The sequence below is a fragment of the Rhodomicrobium udaipurense JA643 genome, assembly GCF_000636015.1.
GTDB lineage: Bacteria > Pseudomonadota > Alphaproteobacteria > Rhizobiales > Rhodomicrobiaceae > Rhodomicrobium > Rhodomicrobium udaipurense.
Genome location: NZ_JFZJ01000018.1, coordinates 22,478 through 40,770, shown reverse-complemented (window position 1 = coordinate 40,770; position 18,293 = coordinate 22,478). Strand labels below are relative to the sequence as shown.

The window sequence follows — 18,293 nt, the reverse complement described above, 5'->3', positions numbered from 1 at the left end:
CGGTGATGATGCCGCGCCCCGCGCAGCCGACGCCCGGCTGGGGGCCGCCCGCTTCCACACAGTAGATGCCGCCGAAGCCCTGAAAGATCGCCTCATAGGCGTCGACGCGGCGGCGCTCCGCCAGAAGGTCGAGCACGGAGGGAATGTATTCGCCGCCGCGCAGCGTGTTGGTCGAGTCAGCCTTCGGGTCCGCGCCGAACTGCATCACCTTGTAGCCCGCTTCGACGAGCGCCGCGCTGATGTTCGATGTGGTCGTCGACTTGCCGATACCGCCCTTGCCGTAGATGGCGATCTGCTTGAGTTTCTTCGACATTTTCTCTCCTGACCAGGTTGAGGGCTTGCTCAGCCGTGCGAAAAGGTGGGCTCGACCTTAAGGCCGTCGCCGTAAAGCTCGTTCGTGTAGTCGCTGACGCCGGGGATGCCACAAGCGTCGGCGCGGCAGCGCTGGCAGTGCGTGAAGACGCGCATGTGTTTCGCAGCCTCGGCACGGGCGCGCTGGCGCTCGATCATTCCCGGCTCCTTGAGATGCGCGAGATTGTGCTGCGGGATCAGCGGGATGATGTTGATGAGATGCGCGCCGAGCGCGGCAACGCGGGCCGCGACCTCGCCGATGTGGTGGTTGTTTACGCCGGGGATCAGCACCGTGTTGATCTTGATCGTGAGACCGAGCTTCGCCGCCTTCTCGATGCCTTCCAACTGTTGCGCGATGAGCCGTTCGGCGGCGGCGATCCCGTCCACGCGCTTTCGCTGCCACGCGATCTTCGGCGTGATCTGTGCCTGAAGTTCCGGATCGACGGCGTTGACTGTCACCGTCATGGTTTCGACGCCCGCCGCCGCGAGCGCATCGACATGCTGCGGCAGCGCGAGACCGTTGGTCGACAGGCACAGCACGAGATGCGGCCAGCGCTCATGCACGCGGGCGAAGGTTTCGAGCGCGTGCGGCGTGGCCAGCGGATCGCCCGGCCCGGCGATGCCGACGACGGCGAGATTCGGCAATAACGCAAGCGCGCGCTCCACGATGTTGACGGCTTCGTCGGGCGAAAGGAGCCGCGCGGCGACGCCGGGGCGCTTTTCGCTGCGGTTGAAGTCGCGGCGGCAGAAGGCGCATGCGATATTGCAGGTGGGCGCGACCGGCAGATGCAGACGCGCGGCTGCGTTGTGGCCCTCGGCCGTGGTGCTGAAGCAGGGATGACGGCCTTCGAGTGCAGGAAAGGCGGGCGCGCCTGTCTCTTCCCGGATCGCACAGGAAAGCGCGGGCGTACTGAACTGCTCGTTCACGCCGCTTCCCTCTCCGTCAGAAGGCCGCTTTCGGCGAGTTCGCCGAGCGCCTGCCCGATCGCGTCTTCGGTTTCGAAGGCGAGGATGCCGAGCGCGTCGAACTTGTTCACGGCGCATTCGCCAATGCGGGTCACGAGGACCGCGCGGCAATCGCTGACGAGGTCAACGGATACGTCCATCGGATCGCGGACGGTCCGCTCGTCGCGCGCTGCACCGCAGGCAGGAAGGTTGCGCCGCGTTTCCAGAAGCCGGAACCGTCCATCCGCGAAATCCCAAATCTGGAATTGCAGCGCGTACCCGAAATGCTCGGTAACGGCTATGCCGTCGCTCGTTCCGATTGCGACTTTCATACGCTTTCCCGGATATCTGATGCCCATGGTGTGTTGGCGGCGCCGCCCCTGCGCTTCCCTTGCCGAACGGCGAGCGTTTCCGAACCAGCTTCAGCGGCCCCAGAGAGCACCCGCGACGGGCGACAACCTCGTGGTATGCTGACTTTTTCCCTCGATTTTATCAAGAATAATTTTTGCGAAAAAGGCGAAAGCGGCATGATATGGGGAAGTAATTTCTCCGTTCGAGGACTTTGCCGTTACGACGTTTTTCGAAGCGGGTGGTCGACGTACGTTTTTGCCGGTTGGATGTGCATATTTGGAAGAGCGTCAAACGTGATCCGCAATCGAGCGTATCGCCATCAGATCACGCACGTGTGCAGCAGGCGGGCAGCTCCGATTTCGCGAACGCGTCGCCATCATGGTGCGAGGAGGACGCTTGGCTCAGGCGCGTCAGGCGCGCTCGCGAGTTTTGGCCGGCTTCTTCTTCGCCTTGGTCTCAGGTTTCAGCGGTCCCCAGACGCGGCTGTAGTACGTATCGACCAGTTGAAGCGCGGCGATCGGGTTATGGCCGAGCACGCGGTCCTTCGCGACGAGCACAGTCGAAAGCCCGTTCGCATATTTGAAGAACAGGCTGTCGTGGCCGAGGCATAGCCCGAGCACGATATTGAACTCGCTGCCGTGCCGGTTCAGCATCTCGGCCTGCGTGACGGGATTGCACATCGGCTCGAAGGCGCCGGGCTTGATTTTCTCGCCGTCCTTCAGGCCAATGTCTTCCTTCGGAATGTTCCCGGCCTTGCACGAAACCGAAACCACCTCGAAGCCGTGGCTTTCGAGGATGCGCGAAAGCACATTCGCCTGTTCAATCAGTCCGATGCAATTCGCGATGCCGAGCTTCTTGAAACCCATGCGCTTCGAGAACTCGACGATTTCCTCGACGCGCGTCCACTTGCAGTAGCCCTCCGCCTCGACGCGCGCCGAAACTTGCGCGATCTTCAGCGTCTCCGCATCGTCATAGAAGGACCAGCCGTCGGCGATGGTCGCGGGATCGACCTTGCTCGGGCAGAAGCCCGGCCCGCGCGCCTCTGCTTCACCGTGTTTGCAAGCCTGCACCGTGGATGGGCACAGCGCGCAGGTTGGATCTTTGTATGTCATCGCCGCTTACCACGTCGCTTCGAGGCCGAGAAGGCCGAGGATTTTGCGGCGAAGCTCGACAAGACCGGGATCGTCGCGGTGGCGCGGATAATCGCGATCTACAGGGATGTCCGCCTTGATGGTGGCGGGGCGGTCGCTGAATACGATGATGCGCGTCGCCATCACAAGCGCCTCCTCCACGTCGTGCGTGACAAGGAGCGCCGTGAAACCCTTCTGCTGCCAGAGCCGCACGATTTCGCCCTGCATCGAGATCCGAGTGAGCGAGTCGAGCTTGCCCAGCGGCTCGTCGAGGATGAGGAACTCCGGGTCGTTGACGAGCGCGCGAGCCAACGCCACGCGCTGCGCCATGCCGCCCGAAAGCTGATGCGGATAGGCCTTCTTGAACGGCGTCAGGCCCACGAGCGCCAGCGCTTCATCCACGCGGTGGCGGCGCGTCTTCAGGAGGCCCTGCGCTTCGAGGCCGAGCGCCACGTTGTCGTACACGCTGCGCCACGGGTAGAGCGTTGGATCCTGAAAGACCACGACGCGTGAGGGGTCTGGCCCGGCAATCGCCTTGTCATCCACGCGGATTTCGCCGCGCACCGGCTGTTCGAGGCCCGCGACGAGCCGCAGCAACGTGGATTTTCCGCAGCCGGACGGCCCGAGCAGAGCCACGAACCCACCCGGCTCGACACGGAAGCCGACATTGTCCAGCACGGGCAGCGGATTGCCTTCGAGCGTATAGGCATGGCTGACGCTGTGGACGTCGAGCGCCCGCGTGGCAGCGGCGACCGGCTCGTGCGCATAGGCTGTTGCGCCTACCATTTCACATCGCCTTTCTGATAGGAGAGCACCCGGTCGCGGATCTTGAACAGCAAGGAAACAAGGCCCGTGCACATCACCGCCATCACGATCAGCGCTGCATACATGTTCGCGTAGGCCGCCCAGCCCTGCGCCCATTGAAGATAGAAGCCAAGGCCCGCCTTGACGCCCATCATTTCGGCGGTGACGAGCACGGCGAAGGACGCGCCAAGCCCCATGAACAACCCGACGAACACATGCGGCAGCGCGGCCGGGATCGCCACCTTGAAGATGAGGAAGCGTTCGTTCGCGCCGAGCGTGCGCGCCACATCATAATAGGCGGGGTTCACGCTCGCCACGCCGGACCATGTCAGCACCGCCACCGGAAACCCGGTCGTCAGCGCTATGAGGAAAATGCTGGCGCTGAAGCTCGACGGGAAGGCGAAAAAGGCGATGGGAAGCCATGCGATGGACGGCACAGGGCCTATGAACCGCATGATCGGATGCACCCAGTAGCCGAAGGTTCTCGACCAGCCGAGCGCGACGCCCACCCAGAAGCCGATGATCGCGCCAAAGGCGAAGCCCAGGAATTCAAGCCTGAGAGAGGCGAGCACGCCTTCGATGAGTTTCGGGTAATCGTCGGTGAAGACTTCCAGAAGGCCGTGCGGCGGCGGAAAGAAAGGTTGGGGCAGCACGCCGAGCTTGCCAGCGAGCAACTGCCAGATCAGCGTGAAAATGCCGAGCGCCAGCGACCAAGGCAGCAGGCGGCGCACCTTCGCGCCAAGCGCGGGCTGCCGGATGCCCGCGATAACGCCTGCAATCAGCGCGGCGGCAATGAGAATGCTGAGCGCCGCGAATTCGGGCACGCGGCCGAAATCGATCACGTCAGGCATGTAATATGTGACAGCCGCCGTCGCGAGCCACGAGGCGCTCGCCGCTAACGCAAGAAGCACCGCGGGTATCTTGATCGCCGGATTCGACCGGGAAAGGCTTGAGGCTTCGCTTTCCTGGCCATCCAGTATTGTCGTGATTAGGGTCATGGAACTCCCGAGAAGCGGCAGGCGCAACAACGCGCCGCAAACACATCGCGGTTCGCAGCGGCGGGCCGCGCGAACGAGGCAATTTTAAAGGTGGCGCGACCTGATCATCAACTGATATTTTTCGTTTCCGGCGCATACAGTGAGCATAACGAGGATGATTGTTCTCCCGTGAAAGCAGGATAGAATAGTTTTCTACGCGAGAGCCGCGCGCGATGAGTTTTGCGCTGTCCTGTCAGGAAATATGGACTCAGCTCGAGTGATGTTCATGCCCCATCGGGCTGTGCCGCCATCGCGTCAGCGAAATAGCCAAAAACCTGTCGAACTCGCAAATGGGATGGGATCGCATTGCGCCGCAGCTTCATGCGTTAGTAAGAGAAGTCGCTGCTCCGGCTGGAATTGGCGATGATTTGCTTTTAATTATGCCCCCGATGTCTTGGTTTGAGAGGCACCCTTTTCGTTTCAAATTGACCAAAACGATAGGCATCGTCAGGATGGCGACCGAATTCGACCACCTACCGGGCGCGTTCTGGGCGCGCCGAATTGCAGGGGACATCATCATGACGCATGACACATCAGATGCGGAAGACGCGGTTAAGGAAGTGCCGGCGGACAAGCAGCCCGCCATCAGTCGCCGCGCGATCCTGACAGGCGCGGGCGCTGTCGCCCTCGCCGCGCCGTTTGTGCTCTCGGCACGAGGCAGCGTTGCCGGTCCCATTTCGGCATTTCCAACCGGCCTGCCAGACTCGGCCGTGTGCCGTGTTGCGGACAGCGTAGCCGCCACGGGGCCGCTGAAGAAGGTGAGCCTCGCCTGGAACGCAGGGGCCGCCTGCCTCGTCGGCATCACGACCACGAAAGAGAAGGGCATCTTCGCGAAGCACGGGCTCGACGTGGAACTCGTCAACTTTTCAGGCTCGACCGATCAGCTTCTGGAAACCATCGCCACCGGCAAGGCCGATGCCGCCGTTGGCATGGCGCTTCGCTGGCTGAAGCCGCTCGAAGGCGGTTTTGACGTGAAGATCGTGGGTAGCACCCATGGCGGATGCCTGCGGCTCCTCGTGCCCGCGACGAGCGACATCAAGAAGCTCGAAGACCTGAAGGGCAAGACGGTTGCGGTGAGCGACATGAACTCGCCGTCGAAAAACTTCTTCTCGGTGCGGCTCAAGAAAGCCGGGCTCGATCCAGAGAGGGATGTCGATTTCCGGCCGTTCCCGCTGCCGCTCCTACGCACTGCCGTCGAGAAAGGCGAGGCGCACGCCCTGGCCGAAAACGACCCGATGCCATATCTCTGGCTGAAGGACGGTCAGTTCGTTGAAATCTCGTCGAACCTCACCGACGAATATGCGAACCGCGTGTGCTGCCTCATCGGCGTGCGGGGCACCACGTTGCGCGAGGACAAATCCACAGCTTCCGCGATAGTGCGTGCGCTCGTGGAAGGCGCGACCTATGCGCACCATAATCCGGAAGAAGCCGCCGCGACCTATGTGCCGTACACGGCTGGCAAGGTCACGGTCGAAGACGTGACGACGCTGGCGAAATATCACACCCACGGCCATCACCCGAACGGTGCCGACCTCAAGAAGGAGCTTACGCTTTACGCTGAGGAACTGAGGCTCGTCAACGTACTGAAGCCTTCAACCGACATCGGCAAATATGTCGAGCGCATCTATGCTGACGTGCTGAGCTGAGCGCGCATACAGCATCTGTCTGCGTCAAATCGCGCTCGATTCGACGCAGGCTGATCTAATAACAAGAGCGAAGCGCCGCCCATCGGGTCGTTGCCGAATAGGTTTCTGGCGGTGAGTGGCGCACGCTCGGCATCTTCTCGTAAGGGTCGACGCGCGCGGTTCGTTGCCGCTCCATGTTGCGAAACGCTCCACAGATGCCGCGACCGCACCGTGATATGAGGCGCAGCGCGCCTGAGCGCTCGAAGCGCCCAAGCTTTGTTGTTTAATGTTGTCGTAGCCAACACGGCAACGGTCAGGCTGCCGAACTGGTAAAGCTCGAAAGCGTCTCTACGTCGCCCGTCCAAGTGTAGGCGGCAATGAGCGGCTCGTCGCCCGTTTCCATCACATGAACGATGTTCGACGGATGAAGAATGAACGAGCCCGGCGCGCGCTCGTGTGTAACGCCCTCCGCCGTCCAGCGCGCCGTACCGCTCAGCACATAATAGGTTTCGATGGCCGGGTGGCGATGCTCCGGATAGCGGACGCGCGGGCCGATAGCGGTGATGCCCAGGCACACCTTTTCGCTTCGGAACGGCGCGATGGGGCCGATGAGTTCCGCCCACGCCATGCTGTTTTCGAGGCCGGGAGCGTCGGGGCGCGGCTCGTAGCTGTAGCGCCACGGAAGGGCTGGGAACAGCGGTCGGAACGCGGCCAGAAGGTCCGCCACCGTCCCGTTCCGCGAGGGAAGGTCGCCGGACAGATGGCGCGTCACGCCGTGGCCGCTGGGCGCGAGATGGGTGGGATCGGACTTGGCAAAATCGACCTCGTCGAGAAGCGCGAGAACGGCCGAAAGTTCGCGCTCAACCTCGCCCGCGTGGGTCTCGCGGAGCCGCGCGTAATGAGAGCGCAACAGCTCGATGGCGGCGAGGACGCGGTTCAGCGTTTCGGGTGTGACAGTTGCGTCGGTCATCGCGTCAGCCGACCCACGAGCGCAGCGCCGCGAAGGTGTGGCCGATAACCTCGCCGCGTTTCCATGCCTCGTAAGCTTCTGACGGGGCGAGCCGATCGGACGCGATGCTGTCTTCGATCTCCAGCGCTCGCGCGCCAGAACTTTCCAGATCGACGCCGTCGAACGCATCCGCGAGCCGCGCAGCAAGATAAAAATGGAACGGCCCATAGCCGTCGCGCTGCCGCTCCGCATGGCCTCGAATGATTTCTTCAGGCATCGCCTGAATTTTCCAGCCATAGGTGTAGATTTCGGACTTCAGTCCCGCGAGCGTCGCCATCTCCTGAAACAGCGACAACGGCACGCGCCCGCCGAGCATCGATAGCACCGCGCCGCCTGGCTTCAAAAAGTCAGGTGCTTGCTGCAAGGCCAGATAGTGCAGCGCGAGAAAGTTCTTTTGCAGAATGTCCGGCACCGGTTCCGTGCGCGGAGAGAAATGGCCGGAACTCGTACGCTCGGCAGCGATGCGCTCTGCGTCGTCGATCTGGATGTTCGGCAGGTTCTCGTAGATGAGATCGTAGCGCAGCGCGACGGGGCGGAGCGGTGACAGCAGGTCGCCCGCACTCGCATCGAGCGCGATGCCGAACGGATCGCGCAGGTTGCGGGTGATGTTGGTCACGGCCGTCGATACCACTTCCTCATGCACATCGGTGATGCCGATCCGCGTCGCCCCCAGCGTTTCGATTGCGGCGAGCGCGTCGAGGCCCACGCCCGTGCCGATGGACGCGAACGCCTGCTGCACGCCCTGGCGCTGACGGATCAGTTTGAACGCAGGCACCGCAACGGTTGCAACCCAGTCGGCGGCAAGTTCGTCGGGCAGTGGCACGAAGCTGCGGTCGGTGTAGGTGATAGCAAGCCGGCTGGCCACATGTTCGGGCTTGCCCGCTAGGCCGAGATAGCGCGCGGCGTCGACCTCGATAGTCGGATGACCGGCGCGCGCGTCGGTCGCGGATGTCAGGGGCATGGATGTCTCCACTGCGGCCGCTACTGGAGCGCCTGTTCAAAATCCTCGACGATATCTTTCGTGTCCTCGATGCCGACGGACACGCGGATCATGTCGGGCGTGATGCCGGACGCGCGTTGCTGCTCCTCAGTGAGTTGCGCATGCGTGCTCGACGCCGGATGCAGCACGGAGGTGCGCGCATCGCCGACATGCACGACGAGCGCCGCGACCTTCAGCTTCTTGACGAAACGGTCGATAGCTTCGATGCCGCCGGATAGGCCGAAGGTCAGCACGCCGCTGCCCGCGTCCTTCAGGAAGTATTTCGCAATGCGTTCGCGGCCGAGCGCGTCGAGGCCCGGATAGCCGACGAACGTCACCCGCGGATGATCGGTGAGGAATGTCGCGAGGGCCAGCGCGTTCTCGCTGTGCGCGCGCATCCGAAGGTGCAGCGTCTCAAGCCCGAGCGTGAACAGGAATGCGTTCTGCGGGCTGAGGCAAGCGCCGAAGTCTCGCAGGAATTGCGCGCGCGCCTTGGCGAGATACGGCGCTTTCGGGAACTTTTCTGTATACCGCGCGCCGTAATAGGTCGGGTCCGGTTCGGTGATGTCGGGGAACTTGCCGTTGTTCCAGTCGTAATTGCCGCCGTCGATGACGATGCCGCCGATGCTCGTCGCGTGCCCGTCGATATATTTGCTCGCGGAGTGCGTGACGATGTTCGCGCCGTGAAGGAACGGGTTGCAGAGCACGGGCGTGGCGAGCGTGTTGTCGACGATGAAGGGCACGTCGAAGCGGCGCGCGAGGCGGGAGAGTTTGTCGAAATCGAGGATGTTGAGACCGGGATTGCCGATGGTCTCGCCGAATAGCACCTTCGTGTTCGGGCGGAAAAGCGCCGCGATTTCTTCCTCGGGCTGCTCAGGCTCGAAGAACGAAGTGTCGATGCCGTATTTTTTCAGCGTGTTGTTGAAGAGCGAGAACGAGCCGCCGTAGAGCGTCGTGGCGGAGACCGCGTGATCGCCTTCCTTCAGGATATTTGTCAGCGCGAGCACATTCGCGGCCTGTCCCGAGGCCGTGGCGACGGCGGCGGCTCCGCCTTCAAGAATGCGCACCTTCTCCTCGAAGGCGGTCACGGTCGGATTCCCGGTGCGGCTGTATTTGTAGCCGAATTCCTGAAGCGTCATCACGCGGTTCACATGCGCGATGTCGTCGTATTTGTAGGTCGTGCTCTGCACAATGGGTGCGATGCGAGGCTCGCCCACCTTCGGTGTATACCCCGCTTGAATACAGAGTGTACCCTTGCCGTAATTGCTCATGATGTGCCGTTTACTGGAGATTATTGAATAACTACTCTCGCCGTTAACATACGGCATAGCGCGCGATCAACGCCTCGCTTGAGTTCATCCTGACGCTGTTTACATGGCGTCATGCCGTGCACATAAGCTGCCACGAAAACGGCATCGAACATCACCGAGAAACTGAAGCATCTCAAACCCGTGAGCCAAAATAGATCAACTCCCCGGCAAGTGGTGGATGTCTTCGAAGAAGACGTCCTTCCAACTCGTCGGCTTCGCCGATATAGCGCCCGTCGAGTACATGAAGTCCGCATAGTCGACGATCTTCTTGGGCGTGAGCGTCCACTCGTTTTCTGGCTTCGTGATGAGCGCGGCAGCCTGCTCCGGCGTGAGCTTCGATTTCTCGGCCTTCACCCATATTTCCGCGGCCTTTGCTGGATCGGCCTTGATGAATGCGATTGCTTCCTCAAGCGCGGCGAGGAACGCCTTGATGACTTTCGGATTTTCGTCGTGGAATTTTGTCGTCGCCCAGAGCGAGTTGAATGTGTGCGGGCCGCCAAGGACTTCATAGCTGTCGAGCACCTTGTGGACGCGCGGATCGGCAAGTTCGTCATAGGCGAAGGGGGCGGCGGTGAAGTGCGCGGTGACCTCGGACCTGCCGCTTAGAAGGGCCGCCTGCCCATCGGGGTGGCCGAGTGAGATCGTGATCGAATCGAGCTTGTTCGCCTGTCCCTTGCCGAACGCCTTCTCGGCCGCGATCTGCAAAGTCACCGCCTGAATCGAGGATTTCACCGCAGGCAGCGCGATCTTGTCCTTTTCGGTGAAGTCCTTGATCGTCTTCACGTTCGGGTTCGTCGTGTTGAGGAACAGCGGCATGGCATTGAAGGAGGTGACCCCCTTCACCTTGAAATTGCTCTGCGTCTTGCCCCAGATCGTCAGGAGGGGCCCTACGCCGCCGGACGCGAAATCGAGATTACCGGACAGTATCGCCTCGTTCATCCCCGAGCCGCCTGTAAAGCGCAGCCATTCGACCGACACATCGAGGCCGAGTTCCTTCGCGTGTTTTTCAATGAGCTTCTGCTCTTCGAGCAGGACCAGCGGCAGATAGGAAATGCCGAACTGCTTCGCGATGCGCAGGGTGTTCGTTTCGGCGCTCGCTTGTGGCGTCGCCGTGGCGAAAAGCAGAAACGCGCCAGCCACAGCCGCCAAATTTCGAAACAAGCCGTTCATGATCTCTTTTCCCTCAATCGTGAGCGGACGGCTCACGCTATGTGCCCATGTACCTACGCTCAGCCGAGCGAAGGAGCTGCCAAAAGGCGCGGGGCTTACACTCCCCGCGACGAACCCGTTTTCAAGACTGCATGCCCCAGCGCCGCACGGTTCTTTCCTCCAGCGTGCGGAAGATCAGCCCTTCGACCGCGAGCCCGATAAGGATCACTGTGAACAGCCCGGCGAACACGTTGGCTATCTCAAGCTGGTTCTTGTTTTCGAAGATGAACCAGCCGAGGCCGCCGCTTCCCGAACTGACGCCGAACACCAGTTCCGCTGCGATCAGCGTGCGCCAGGCGAAGGCCCAGCCCACCTTGAGGCCGGTGATGAGGCTCGGCAGTGCGGCGGGAATGAGAATTTGGCGCACCGTGGCCAGCAAGCCCAGACCGTAATTCCGGCCCACCATCCGCAGCGTCGGCGATACGGACTTGAAGCCCGAATTTGCATTCAGCGCGACCGGCCAGAGCACAGAATGGACGAGCACGAAGACGATGCTTTGCGCGCCCAATCCGAACCAGATCAGCGCCAGCGGCAGAAGCGCAATTGCAGGCAGCGGGTTGAACATGGCGGTGAGGGTTTCGAGAAGATCCTCGCCGATGCGCGTGACGAGCGCGAGCACGGTAATGAAAGCCGCGATCAGAATGCCAATGCCATATCCAGTGAGCAGCACCTTCAGCGAGACCCACACGCGTCGCGGCAGTGTCCCATCAGCCATCTCGTTGAAGAAGGCTGTAAGTGTCTGGATGAACGTCGGGAAAAGGAGGTCGTTATTGAGATGGCGAGCATAAAGCTCCCAAACGACCGCGAGCGCTATCAGAATGAGCGTTTTGCGAAACGCGCCGTTCCCCCAAGCCCGCGAGGCGAAGGAAACCCGCTTCTCGATCGGACCGATCGCTTCGGCCGATTGTGTTTCGAAAAAGACGTCCTGCCGTCGCGCGGCGTCAGCCAAAGTTTCAGGCATGAGCGGCAGCGGCGGTAGCGGTGTCAGAGAACAGGATATCGTGAATCATGGCCTGGAGCCCCGCATCCAGGAAGCTGTTGTCACGTGTGCCGATCTCCGCCTTGACCTGGCCCGGCAGCGCCGAAAGGAGAAGAATGCGATTACCGATCTTGATGGCTTCGCTAATGGAATGGGTCACGAACAAAAGCGTGACGCGCGTATCCTCCCAGAGCCGCAGGAGTTCATCTTGCATCCGGTCGCGCGTCAGCGCATCGAGAGCCGCGAACGGCTCGTCCATGAGGAGTATATCCGGCTCCATCGCCATGCCGCGCGCGATGGCAACGCGCTGCTTCATGCCACCCGAAAGCGTATGCGGATAGGCATCCGCGAATTTCTCAAGTTGGATCTTTTCTATGTAATGATCGGTGCGTTCCTGTGCTTCCGCGCGCGAAAACTTCCCGGTCGCACGCATTGGAAAGAGAATGTTTTCGCGAACCGTTTTCCAGGGCGCCAATTGATCGAACTCTTGGAAAACCATCATCCGGTCGGGGCCAGGCCTTGTGATCCTCTTGCCGTTGAGCAAGATTTGCCCTTCGGTAGGGCGGATAAAGCCGCCGACCGCCTTCAATATAGTTGATTTCCCGCAGCCCGATGGCCCGAGGAGGATATAACGATCAGACTTGAAGACCTGAAAATCGACGCGGTAAGTTGCCGTGACGAGGCTATCGCGCGTTTTATACTGAAGAGTGACCGCTTTGAGAGAAAGGAGCGGCGCCCCTTCGGTGGGACGCCGGACATCGCTCACCGGGTCCCCAACGGAGTCAGGTCCGCTTGGTCTTGCAAAAAACATCGTTTGGTTCGCTCGGTTGAAACGTCGCGTGACTATTCTTTTAAGCGTCGACGAGTGTCAAACCAGCGGGCCAGCAAACCTTGCCCCGTTCAGTCGTGCTCGAAAAACATTGTGCTACTGACGCAGCTCGGACAGTTGAGGCGTTGCTCCGCGCTCAGTTGCGAGACGAGATCCTTTTCTTTAGCAAGCTCTGCGAAAATATTCCGTGCGCCTATCAAGGAAGTGGGTAATCGAGCGGGAGCGGGCTGAGCGCCGCAGCGCCAAAGGCTGCCAGTTCCTTGATGGTCAGAAGGGGGTGATTTAGGCGCTGAGCAGATGGCGGCGCACATTTTCGACCGTGATTTCCGACACACGGCGGTTCGCTTCCGCCGTTAGCCCCGCGATATGCGGTGTGAGAAGAAGATTTGGGACGCCCACGAAGCGGCTGGCATAGCCTTGCGGGAACGGTTCCGCCTCGAACACATCCAGCGCCGCGCCACCGATGCGGCCTTCTACAAGCGCGCGGGAAAGGGCGTGCTCGTCGGCCACGCCGCCGCGCGCGGTATTGATGAGGATCGCGGACGGCTTCATGAGGCTGAGGGCGCGCTCATTGATGAGGCCGCGCGTGGCGTCGGTCAGCGGCACGTGCAGCGACACGATGTCGGACGATGCTAGCAGCGCATCGAGGCTCAGCGGTTCGACACGCCCAAAATCCTGCGCCCAGGCCGCATCGTCTTTCGCGATGAAAGGATCGTGTGTGGCGACCGTCATGCCGAGGGCCGCCGCCCGTCGTGCCACCTGCCGCGCGATGGCGCCGAAGCCCACAAGGCCGAAGCGCTTGCCGAAAATCTCGCCGCCATTCATCAGCGCCTGACGGGGCCAGCGGCCCTGCGCCAGCTCCGCGCTTGCGCCGAACGCACCGCGCGTAAGCAGCAGCGCCGACGCGATCACGTATTCCGCGACGGAAATGTCATTCGCCCCGGTCGCCGGATAAACGGCGATCTCGCGCGCCTTGCAGGCCGCCATGTCGATGTTGTCGAGGCCAACCCCAAGGCGGCCGACGCATCTCAGTCCCCCCGCAGCGTCGAGCAGCGCCCCCTTCACCTGCGTGCGGTTGCGTACGATGAGCGCGTCCGCGTCGGCGGTCTCGGCGACAAGCGCGTCGGGCTTGTCAACCATGTCGGGATCGTAGACGAGCCGCACACCGGGCAAACCGGTACGAAGGATTTCCTCGTCCATGAACTCCGTCACCACAACTTTCATGGGTTCCCCCGATTAGCGGGCGCGCGCCGCTTTCGCTTCGGGCGCTTGGCGGATGTGTTCATTACCGCCTCAAGCGCTGCGATAAAGCTTCGTGATGACGAACTCGCGGTGCCCGAGCGCTTCCGCCGCCGTCAGCCGTCCGTTGGCCGTTCGCACGATCATGTCTATGAGCGAGTCGCCCGCCTGGCTGATGGTCATCTCGCGGCGCAGAACCCCCGACACGTCAACGTCGATATGTTCGCCCATAGTGCGGATGGTGCGCGGATTGCCGGAAATCTTGATCACCGGCAAAATCGGGTTGCCGATGACGTTGCCCTGACCGGTCGGGAAGGTGTGAACCACGTAGCCCGCCGCCGCCATCAGCGTCACGCATTCGGCAGCCGCCGAGGACGAGTCCATGAAGTAGAGGCCGGGGCCTTTCGCGGGCGCTTCGGCCGGTTGGAGCGCGTCCAGGAACTTCGAGTTGTGGCCGATTTTTTCGAGGTTGCCGAGCGCCTTCTCCTCGATGGTCGTAAGGCCGCCCGCGATATTGCCCTTGGTCGGCTGGCTGTCCGACAGATCGTTCGTCTTGTGCGCTTCGATCACGTCCTCCTGATATGCCTTCCACATGGCATACCACTTTTCGGCAATCTCGGGCGTCGCCGCGCGCTCGCGGGCCAGATGCTCTGCGCCGGTGATCTCGGTGGTTTCGCCGAAGACGCCATAAATGCCAAGCGGTATGAGCTTGTCATACATGTTGCCGACGGCGGGGCAGGAGGAGAGGCCAGTGGTCGTGTCGGACTCGCCGCACTTCGTGGAAACCCACAGGTCTGAGATCGGGGCTTCCTCGCGCGGAAGCTCGGTCGCCCATTGAACGAACTTCTTCGCCGCGTAGCTCGCCTTCGCAACGGTTGCGATGTCGCCGTGACCCTCGATGCCGAAGCCGACGACTGGCTTGCCCGTCTTCGCGATGCCTTCGACGACGCGGTTCGTCCACTGGTCCTCGATGCCGATCACGACGACGGCGGCGACGTTCGGGTTCGAGCCGGTGCCGATCAGCGTGCGGAAGAAGAGTTCGAGGTCTTCGCCGAACTGGAGGCGGCCGTAGGCGTGGGGAAGCGCCAGCGTGCCCTTTACCTGCGCGGCGACGGCTTCAGATGCGGCGTTTGAGAGATCGTCGAGTGGCAGAATGACGACGTGATTGCGCACGCCGACGCGGCCATTCTCGCGCCGCCAGCCGGTGAAGGTGGCCTTCGCGTAATCCCGTGAAGCGCGCTTCGCCGGAAGCGCTGGCGTAAACAACTGATCCGGTGCGCCGCCGACGAACGGGCTTTGCTTGCCTTGCACTATGCTCATTTTAGCGTCCTTACCAGCGCTTGGTCTTGAGATTGTGAATGTGAACGTGCTCGCCTTTGGCCACGTCCTTCACGATGCGGCCCACGTCCTGGCCATATTTGATCGCCGTGTCGCCCGCCTTGAGCTCCTTGAGCGCGACCTTGTGGCCGATCGGAATGTCCTCTTTCACCTGGACCTCAAACGGCGCGTTGGTTTCGGTGATGACGCCGAATGCGGTCGTGCCCGCGCTCAGCCCCTCGATCACCGTAACGGCCACATTGTCAGCCGAATTATGCGCGAGGACATGCGGAATGCGTTCCTCGTTATCCCGGCCTGCGGATTGCGTCATTTGCACCTCCAAACTTGACAATACCAATGGATAAAATCCAATTAAACGGATGCGTCAACGCCTGTCCTGAGGTTTTCGCCTTTGTGGGAAACCCGAGATCGTTGGCATGCGTTGGCTGATTACCCTGTGCCAGTCTCGCTCAGGGCAGATTCAGAGCACGATCGACGCCACCGAACAAAGCGAAGCTCGCCTCTCGGCCTCTGAGACCCCGGCGCAACGATTGTCACAAGGATCTCCCCAAACTCAGCGCGAGCATCGCAAGCGCGCCTCGTCGAGGATCACGATCCGGTCCGGGGCAACCTCGATCAGGCCCTTCTCGCGAAGCCGTTCGAGCGTCGCGGAAATCCACTGACGGGTCGCTCCGACCAGTCGGGCGAGTTCGTCCTGCGTCAAAGTGCGGTTTATGATTACGCGGTCGCCGATGCGCTGGCCGCCCATCTCGGCCATCAGCAGCAGCAATTGCGCGAGACGTTCGGCGGCGGAACGCGTACCAAGCATTTGAATGAGGCTTGAGAAACACTTGCCCTTGTGCGCCATCGCCTCGACGAGCGCCACGGCGAGGCGCGGCCGCCGCTCAATCAGAGCGCGCATTCCGGTGCCTGGAACAACCAGAACCTCTGCGGCTTCTTCCGCCTGCCCCGACCACATATGCTGGCATTCGCCGAAAATGTGCGGGCCGCCGACAAAGTTTCCCGCCGACCAGTAGGCAAGTGTCAGTTCGCGCCCGGATGGTCCGAGATAATAGACGCGGATTTTCCCGCACAGGATCACGAAGATGCCCTCGTGCGCTTCACCCTGCCGGAAGACCGCCTCACCCGGTGCAAACGCCTTGACGCTCGACACGGCGAACAACGCCGCGATGTCATCTTCATCGAGGCCGTGAAAAAAGTTCGGGTTTGCTCCTTCCTCCTCTTCCAAGGCTCGAAGATGTAGCGAGAAGTCGGCACCCGGCGGTATGCCCGCACTCAACAATCCGGCAAAAGTAGAATATTTTTCCATATGAGCAGCTCTTCGGTGCGCTAAAGGGCAATTAGTTGCTGGTTTATAGCTCAGTTTCCATCAATTTTGTAGACGTTAAAAATTGGAGATTGATGTGGTCGCCCTGCTCAAGGAAATCTATCGCGCCGAGCCGTCCTTCGACGAAGTGCTGGCGAAACATCCCCGCTTCCCGCGCCTGATCGCGCGAAAGATCGACGTGCAACGCCGTGGCGTGCACTACACGGAAGCTGCTGAAAAGGCCGTCGATCCGGCCGTGCACCAGTTGCGCAGCCCCTACATCTTCGGCTCACGCGACGGCGAGATCAAACCGCTGCCGGAATCGCTGCTTCTGCGCGACGGCACGACCATTCTCGTCGATCCGACCCCGCTGGACCAGAACCCGTATGTCGTCGATTACCGCGAAGGGCGCTTCGTGCTGGTGGACGGCGGCGAACAGCTTGAAGAGGTCGATCTGTGGCCGAAGCCCGTCTATTACGACAAGCTCACCACATCCGGCCTGCCGATGAGCCACATCGTGAGCGCGCGCCCGCAGCGGCTGAACGTGTTCCAGTCGAGCTTCTGCTATTTCTGGGCCGACAAGGAAGGCTGCCAGTTCTGCGATATCGTCACGCACACGAAGCAGCAGCGCGAGGAAATCGGCGTGCCGAACAGGCTTCGCCCGGAGGACGTCAAGGAGACCATCGCCGAGGCGCTGAAGGAGCCGGGCCGCTTCACCAATCTCTGCCTCACCGCCGGTTCGGTGACCAAGGGAAAGGAAATCTTCGACCTTGAAGTCGAGTTTTACATCGAACTGCTTCAAGCCATCGGCGAGAACTTCCGCACGAAGAAATTCCCGAGCCAGTTGATCGCGTCGGCCTTCAACGAGAAGCAGCTCGCGCGACTCTATAATGAGACGGGCCTGACGAGCTACACGACCGACCTCGAAGTGCTGAATGAGGAACTGTTCGGCTGGATCTGCCCCGGCAAGGCGCGGCAGGTCGGCTATCAGGGCTGGAAGCAGCGGCTCGTGAACGCGGTGGATATCTTCGGGCGCGGCAATGTCGGCACCGGTATCGTCGGCGGCGTCGAGACCGCGCAGCCCTCGGGCTTCAAGAGCGAGCATGACGCGCTGCAATCGACGCTGTCCGAGGCCGACTGGCTCGCGGCGCGCGGCGTGACGACCGTGTACATCGTCTGGGTGCCGCGCCCCGGCTCGGCCTTCCGCGACCAGAAAGCGCCTTCGCTCGACTATTTCATCCGCCTCGCACAAGGGCTTCAGGACATCCGCGCAAGCCACGGCCTGAAGGTCGATTTCGACGACTATCGCCGCTGCGGCAATCACCCCGATTCCGACCTCGCACGCCTTCAGTAGGAACGCCACCCATGCCCGCAACCCTTACGCCCGACGTGATTGCGCTGCTCGACAGCGCGGAAACCGTCAAGGTGCTCGCCACCGTCGATGCGAACGGCGCGCCCGATGCCGTGGAGAAACCGTCGCTGCATCACGGTGGCGACGGCACGATCCACGTGCTTGAATTCCTCGAAACCTCGGCGGCCAACCGCAACCTGACGCATACCATCTGGTACGGCGGCTCGATTTCCGTCGCGCTGCACGGGGCGGACGGCCACCGCGTACAGATCAAGGGGCGTCCGGTGAAGCTGCATATCACCGGCCCGCTGTTCCAGCAGCACTATGTGCGCGCCCGCGAAACGCTCGGCGATGTCGATCTCGCGGGCGTCTGGGTCATCGAGCCTGACGAGGTGATTGACGAGCGCTTCGAGAAGGTGCGCGCCCGCGAGGATGCGGCGCACCCGGATTTCATCCACCTCGACCGCATCGCCGTTTAGACGCCGCCCTCAACCGATGCCG

At 61.8% G+C, this 18,293-nt stretch carries 19 protein-coding genes; 3 read left to right on the top strand and 16 right to left on the bottom strand.

What is annotated here, in order from left to right:
* The 6 genes from T281_RS04815 to T281_RS04790 form a co-directional block, all read right to left on the bottom strand.
* Positions 1-313: AAA family ATPase (locus tag T281_RS04815; protein WP_037235047.1), on the bottom strand; the 313-nt coding region annotated here is incomplete at its 3' end.
* A gap of 29 nt (positions 314-342) precedes the next feature.
* On the bottom strand, positions 343-1,278 hold the full coding sequence (locus tag T281_RS04810; protein WP_245269156.1) for a radical SAM protein: 936 nt from the start codon (positions 1,276-1,278) through the stop codon (positions 343-345).
* Positions 1,275-1,628 carry a NifB/NifX family molybdenum-iron cluster-binding protein gene (locus T281_RS04805; RefSeq protein WP_037235045.1) on the bottom strand — a complete coding sequence of 118 codons (354 nt, stop codon included), beginning with the start codon at positions 1,626-1,628 and terminating at the stop codon, positions 1,275-1,277. The genes T281_RS04810 and T281_RS04805 overlap by 4 nt, the downstream gene beginning before the upstream one ends.
* A 429-nt stretch (positions 1,629-2,057) precedes the next feature.
* Positions 2,058-2,759, bottom strand: a complete 702-nt coding sequence (locus T281_RS04800) for a DUF1847 domain-containing protein (RefSeq protein ID WP_037235043.1) — start codon at positions 2,757-2,759, stop codon at positions 2,058-2,060.
* A 6-nt stretch (positions 2,760-2,765) separates the two neighbouring features.
* Complete coding sequence (locus T281_RS04795) at positions 2,766-3,563, bottom strand: ABC transporter ATP-binding protein (RefSeq protein ID WP_037235041.1); 798 nt, start codon at positions 3,561-3,563, stop codon at positions 2,766-2,768.
* Positions 3,557-4,579 (bottom strand): ABC transporter permease, encoded by a 1,023-nt coding sequence (locus T281_RS04790; RefSeq protein ID WP_037235039.1) that lies wholly within the window; start codon positions 4,577-4,579, stop codon positions 3,557-3,559. Before T281_RS04790 ends, T281_RS04795 begins: the two co-directional genes overlap by 7 nt.
* 557 nt (positions 4,580-5,136) lie before the next feature.
* Between T281_RS04790 and T281_RS04785 the strand changes: the two genes are divergently transcribed.
* A complete protein-coding gene (locus tag T281_RS04785) occupies positions 5,137-6,264 on the top strand; it encodes an ABC transporter substrate-binding protein (RefSeq protein WP_052037051.1) in 1,128 nt (375 codons plus the stop codon).
* Between the two features lie 292 nt (positions 6,265-6,556).
* Here the strand turns inward: T281_RS04785 and T281_RS04780 are convergent, their stop codons facing one another.
* The 10 genes from T281_RS04780 to T281_RS04735 form a co-directional block, all read right to left on the bottom strand.
* Entirely contained in the window at positions 6,557-7,213 is a 657-nt protein-coding gene (locus tag T281_RS04780) for a dimethylsulfonioproprionate lyase family protein (RefSeq protein WP_052037048.1), read from the bottom strand.
* A 4-nt stretch (positions 7,214-7,217) separates the two neighbouring features.
* Positions 7,218-8,213 carry a hypothetical protein gene (locus tag T281_RS19050; protein ID WP_162173113.1) on the bottom strand — a complete coding sequence of 332 codons (996 nt, stop codon included), beginning with the start codon at positions 8,211-8,213 and terminating at the stop codon, positions 7,218-7,220.
* 20 nt (positions 8,214-8,233) lie between these two features.
* Positions 8,234-9,502 (bottom strand): O-acetylhomoserine aminocarboxypropyltransferase/cysteine synthase family protein, encoded by a 1,269-nt coding sequence (locus T281_RS04770; protein ID WP_081796599.1) that lies wholly within the window; start codon positions 9,500-9,502, stop codon positions 8,234-8,236.
* A 195-nt stretch (positions 9,503-9,697) separates the two neighbouring features.
* Complete coding sequence (locus tag T281_RS04765) at positions 9,698-10,711, bottom strand: ABC transporter substrate-binding protein (RefSeq protein ID WP_037235054.1); 1,014 nt, start codon at positions 10,709-10,711, stop codon at positions 9,698-9,700.
* Between the two features lie 121 nt (positions 10,712-10,832).
* A complete protein-coding gene (locus T281_RS04760; RefSeq protein ID WP_037235037.1) occupies positions 10,833-11,711 on the bottom strand; it encodes an ABC transporter permease in 879 nt (292 codons plus the stop codon).
* Positions 11,704-12,540 carry an ABC transporter ATP-binding protein gene (locus T281_RS04755; protein WP_210336116.1) on the bottom strand — a complete coding sequence of 279 codons (837 nt, stop codon included), beginning with the start codon at positions 12,538-12,540 and terminating at the stop codon, positions 11,704-11,706. The genes T281_RS04760 and T281_RS04755 overlap by 8 nt, the downstream gene beginning before the upstream one ends.
* Before the next feature lie 300 nt (positions 12,541-12,840).
* A complete protein-coding gene (locus tag T281_RS04750) occupies positions 12,841-13,782 on the bottom strand; it encodes a hydroxyacid dehydrogenase (RefSeq protein WP_037235035.1) in 942 nt (313 codons plus the stop codon).
* A gap of 69 nt (positions 13,783-13,851) precedes the next feature.
* Positions 13,852-15,117, bottom strand: coding sequence for a UxaA family hydrolase (locus T281_RS04745; RefSeq protein ID WP_037235034.1), 1,266 nt, complete (start codon positions 15,115-15,117; stop codon positions 13,852-13,854).
* A 10-nt stretch (positions 15,118-15,127) separates the two neighbouring features.
* Positions 15,128-15,445 carry a UxaA family hydrolase gene (locus tag T281_RS04740; RefSeq protein ID WP_052037044.1) on the bottom strand — a complete coding sequence of 106 codons (318 nt, stop codon included), beginning with the start codon at positions 15,443-15,445 and terminating at the stop codon, positions 15,128-15,130.
* A 243-nt stretch (positions 15,446-15,688) separates the two neighbouring features.
* Positions 15,689-16,444: a Crp/Fnr family transcriptional regulator gene (locus tag T281_RS04735; protein WP_037235033.1), complete on the bottom strand. Its 756-nt coding sequence runs from the start codon at positions 16,442-16,444 to the stop codon at positions 15,689-15,691.
* 94 nt (positions 16,445-16,538) lie between these two features.
* Between T281_RS04735 and T281_RS04730 the strand changes: the two genes are divergently transcribed.
* Together T281_RS04730 and T281_RS04725 are read left to right on the top strand one after the other, a co-directional pair.
* The gene (locus T281_RS04730; RefSeq protein WP_052037050.1) at positions 16,539-17,795 is read left to right on the top strand and encodes a radical SAM protein; all 1,257 of its coding nucleotides are present in this window, start codon (positions 16,539-16,541) and stop codon (positions 17,793-17,795) included.
* 11 nt (positions 17,796-17,806) lie between these two features.
* Entirely contained in the window at positions 17,807-18,271 is a 465-nt protein-coding gene (locus tag T281_RS04725) for a hypothetical protein (RefSeq protein ID WP_037235032.1), read from the top strand.
* Positions 18,272-18,293 lie beyond the last annotated feature (22 nt).

Excerpts from the sequence above, each read along its gene's own strand:
- T281_RS04745 (WP_037235034.1), bottom strand. The coding sequence starts at position 15,117 with ATGAGCATAGTGCAAGGCAAGCAAAGCCCGTTCGTCGGCGGCGCACCG.
- T281_RS04725 (WP_037235032.1), top strand. The coding sequence starts at position 17,807 with ATGCCCGCAACCCTTACGCCCGACGTGATTGCGCTGCTCGACAGCGCG.
- T281_RS04755 (WP_210336116.1), bottom strand. The coding sequence starts at position 12,540 with ATGTTTTTTGCAAGACCAAGCGGACCTGACTCCGTTGGGGACCCGGTG.
- T281_RS04735 (WP_037235033.1), bottom strand. The coding sequence starts at position 16,444 with ATGGAAAAATATTCTACTTTTGCCGGATTGTTGAGTGCGGGCATACCG.
- T281_RS19050 (WP_162173113.1), bottom strand. The coding sequence starts at position 8,213 with ATGCCCCTGACATCCGCGACCGACGCGCGCGCCGGTCATCCGACTATC.
- T281_RS04760 (WP_037235037.1), bottom strand. The coding sequence starts at position 11,711 with ATGCCTGAAACTTTGGCTGACGCCGCGCGACGGCAGGACGTCTTTTTC.
- T281_RS04780 (WP_052037048.1), bottom strand. The coding sequence starts at position 7,213 with ATGACCGACGCAACTGTCACACCCGAAACGCTGAACCGCGTCCTCGCC.
- T281_RS04800 (WP_037235043.1), bottom strand. The coding sequence starts at position 2,759 with ATGACATACAAAGATCCAACCTGCGCGCTGTGCCCATCCACGGTGCAG.
- T281_RS04805 (WP_037235045.1), bottom strand. The coding sequence starts at position 1,628 with ATGAAAGTCGCAATCGGAACGAGCGACGGCATAGCCGTTACCGAGCAT.
- T281_RS04770 (WP_081796599.1), bottom strand. The coding sequence starts at position 9,502 with ATGAGCAATTACGGCAAGGGTACACTCTGTATTCAAGCGGGGTATACA.
- T281_RS04790 (WP_037235039.1), bottom strand. The coding sequence starts at position 4,579 with ATGACCCTAATCACGACAATACTGGATGGCCAGGAAAGCGAAGCCTCA.
- T281_RS04765 (WP_037235054.1), bottom strand. The coding sequence starts at position 10,711 with ATGAACGGCTTGTTTCGAAATTTGGCGGCTGTGGCTGGCGCGTTTCTG.
- T281_RS04795 (WP_037235041.1), bottom strand. The coding sequence starts at position 3,563 with ATGGTAGGCGCAACAGCCTATGCGCACGAGCCGGTCGCCGCTGCCACG.
- T281_RS04750 (WP_037235035.1), bottom strand. The coding sequence starts at position 13,782 with ATGAAAGTTGTGGTGACGGAGTTCATGGACGAGGAAATCCTTCGTACC.
- T281_RS04785 (WP_052037051.1), top strand. The coding sequence starts at position 5,137 with ATGACGCATGACACATCAGATGCGGAAGACGCGGTTAAGGAAGTGCCG.
- T281_RS04740 (WP_052037044.1), bottom strand. The coding sequence starts at position 15,445 with ATGACGCAATCCGCAGGCCGGGATAACGAGGAACGCATTCCGCATGTC.